At 46.9% G+C, this 3119-nt stretch carries 2 protein-coding genes; both read right to left on the reverse strand.

From position 1 onward, the window contains the following. Positions 1-968: endo-1,4-beta-xylanase (locus G588_RS23225; RefSeq protein ID WP_242830398.1), on the reverse strand; the 968-nt coding region annotated here is incomplete at its 3' end. A gap of 308 nt (positions 969-1276) precedes the next feature. Beyond that, positions 1277-2866 carry a glycoside hydrolase family 9 protein gene (locus tag G588_RS0118300; RefSeq protein ID WP_022780135.1) on the reverse strand — a complete coding sequence of 530 codons (1590 nt, stop codon included), beginning with the start codon at positions 2864-2866 and terminating at the stop codon, positions 1277-1279. Between the last annotated feature and the right edge of the window lie 253 nt (positions 2867-3119).

Consider the following 3119-nt stretch of genomic DNA (forward strand, 5'->3'; position numbering starts at 1 on the left):
ATAACGGTCTTAACATACATCTCAAGACGCTTGTCCATCGTGGAAGAATTTACAAAGCCGCCGTTTCCTGAATAGCCGTTTCTGAAGAACCAGCTGGGTGTCTGTGAGTGCCATACAAGTGTATGAGCTCTCATCTTAAGGCCGTTCTGGTAGCAGATCTTCATAACTTCATCAACAGTGCTGAAGTTGATCTGAGGAACATACTGCTCATTGTATCCGCTGGGGATGTAGTATCCCTGGTTCTTAGCCTGGCTTACAGATATAAGTCTTGCTGAGCTGCCGAGAAGAGCATCAGGCTTCATCTCGTTCTCAAGTGTGATTGAATTGTAGTGCTGCTTAAGGATGCTAAGCTGACTGGAGTCTCTGAGCTGATACAGGTTGATACATGTTCCTGAATAGCCGTACTGTGCACCGTAGGTGTTACGAAGGTTAGCCTCTACTGTCTGACCCTGGTTGCCGCCTGTGCTTCCGCCGGTGCTGCCACCTGTGTTTCCGCCTGAAGATGATCCTGAACCGTTGCCCCATGTAAGGTAGTCAACGTATGCATCCCATGTGCCGTCATCTGCGGACACGGTCAGCTGAACAGTTACATCGCCTGTCTTGTGACTTACGTTCTCGATGGTGTACTCTGCAGGATACGAATCTCCAAAATAGAATGTACCCTTCTTCTCTCCGGCGATCTTAAGATCTACTTTTGCCATGTTGCTGTTGTTGGAACAGCCGCGGAGAGTGAAACTGTGAGTGCCGTATGCGAAATACTGGTTAAAGCTCAGTGTATCGTTGTTTGCATAGAGAGCTGCGCCGCTAAAAGGGCTGCTGATAGAGCCGGTGTACTGACCGCTCTTGGTCATGCTCTCGCACTCAACTTTGTCGTCGGCAGCTTTCGCTACCTGTGCTGTGGTACTGTTGTCGAATATTGATCCCCCAATCAACATAAGGCCCAGTGCTACTGCCAAACCTCTTTTCATACCATAACTCCTTTCCCTAGTTGAAATAATATAATGCAAGCAGCTTTAGCATAGCAATTCTGGGCTTTTTTTACATGTCAAATATTGCTTCGTGGCTTTCAATTATTGCTTATTTTGTAAATTTTTGCGATATTTTTTTAAATTATTTGTAATAATCAGGGAAAATGATTGATTTATTGCACAAAATGTTTGAAAGATTAAGAGATGCCTTTGTGAAAAATAGCGGAAAGAAAAGATGGAAGTAGCAGGGGACGGTTGTGACTCACAACCGTCCCCAAGGGTTCTCATATCATCTCTGGAAACTCAACTTATCTCGCCATATATCCCAGCACAAACACAAGCGGCGAATTCCAATATATCGTAATCTCATTCGTCGAATACGATCTCATATCATCCGCATATCTCTTCATCGCCGGCTGATCCGCCATATTCTCCATATTTGCCGCCTCGTCGCAGGGCCTGAAATTCGGGCCGCCGGAAACAAATCCGGGAATAGGATCATCAATGCCGTCAGCCTCAGTGGGACGAAGGTGCGGATGCCTGAAGGCTCTCTCACCGATGCCCGTCACATAGCTGATATCATTTGCGTTTCTTCCAAATATATAGTCAAGCTGATACTCCGCTGTCCAGAGATATCCAACATCTCCTGTGAGATAATGGGCAACGCACAGAACCATGGCATTGGTCAGTACCACCATGTTGCTGCCCCAGACAAATTCAGCGGGACGAAGCGTAAGGCCAAAGTCATTGTTACATGCAACACTCTTAAGTCTGTTGGCCTCATCAACCCACTTAAGAACCATCCTGTTATACAGATCTTCGCCAAACAGCTCCTTGCCACCGTTTATAACAGCCAGTGTGCCAAGTCCTCCGACATCAGCCCAGCCAAGGCTGTACAGGCTGATTCTAAGCTCAAGCACGCTCAAAATGATCTTCTTGGCATCCTCACGGCCGTCCAGACGGAACATCTCAGCCGCAGCCCAGAGTCTTTCGTCGGTGTCGCACATATCCTCATAGGTTCCTGTCGTAACCTCGGTAGGATTCTCAAATACAAAGGCCGGGTTCTTCACAAGCCAGTCCCAGGCCAGCCTTGCGGCATCAGCCAGAACCTTGGCATACTCCTCGTCATAAGCCTTGTAAATGCGGCTTGCCAGCGCCATAATAGCTGCAAAATCACCTGTAGCAAGGCTCGATACCGGTGTGATCACCATATCAAGATCATCCTCATCAGGCATCACAAATCCGCAGAAATTCTGTGAAGTACACTTGTGGTGAACTCCGCCGTCCTCATCCTGCATATCCAGCATCCAGTCCAGCTCGTACTTGCACTCAGCCAGAATGTCAGGATACTTGCCGCCGCTCTCGGGGATGTTAAGATCCATGGTCAGAGCCCCCGGGAACATCTCATAACCGTATAAAATATGAGCAAGAGCCACCGCGCCCGCTGTCACGTATCTGCCGTAATCGCCCGCATCATGCCAGCCGCCCAGCATCTTGCGGCGGATTTTCGGGTTCTCCAGAAGATATCCGCCTCCGCAGTGACATGCCTTCCTTGCGAACACTCCCGCATACTTTTCCTCCAGCTCCATTCCGCAGCGCTGGAAGTATAACATCTTCATGGAAGCCTTAAGAGCCTCATGATAGTGGTTCTTTTTTATAACGAATTCCGCACTCTTATTGCCTTTTCCATCGGTAAAATAGTAGCTCCCCTGCTCCCTTACCTCGGAAAAATCCACAACAGCCGTATCCTCTCCGCTGTTGTCGTCGTGGTGCAGCGCAAGTTTCCCCTTTAGTACCTCTCTTCCGCTCTTTGTATAAAGGGTAAAATTCTCATCTCCCGCCAATGTTGCCTTTTTCTTGGATTCCGGTGAATAACCGGCCTGATTCACATATACCATTTTCTGCCTCCTTGAAAATCCCCTTCTCTGTGAATGTTTGTCTTATAATATAATATATAAAAACAAGCTCATTTTAAACACATTCTTTTTTATCATTCACATTGCACAGCTCTGCGTTATGCTGTATTATGCTTATGAGTAAAATGGCATCTTATATTATGATATAGGTGCCAAAAGTCATAAATGCGTACATGCTGGCATGTTAAGCATTTTGACTTTATGGCCCAAACAAATATGAGGAATTAGCAATTTA

The organism is Butyrivibrio sp. AE3009 (assembly GCF_000420845.1).
GTDB lineage: Bacteria > Bacillota > Clostridia > Lachnospirales > Lachnospiraceae > Butyrivibrio.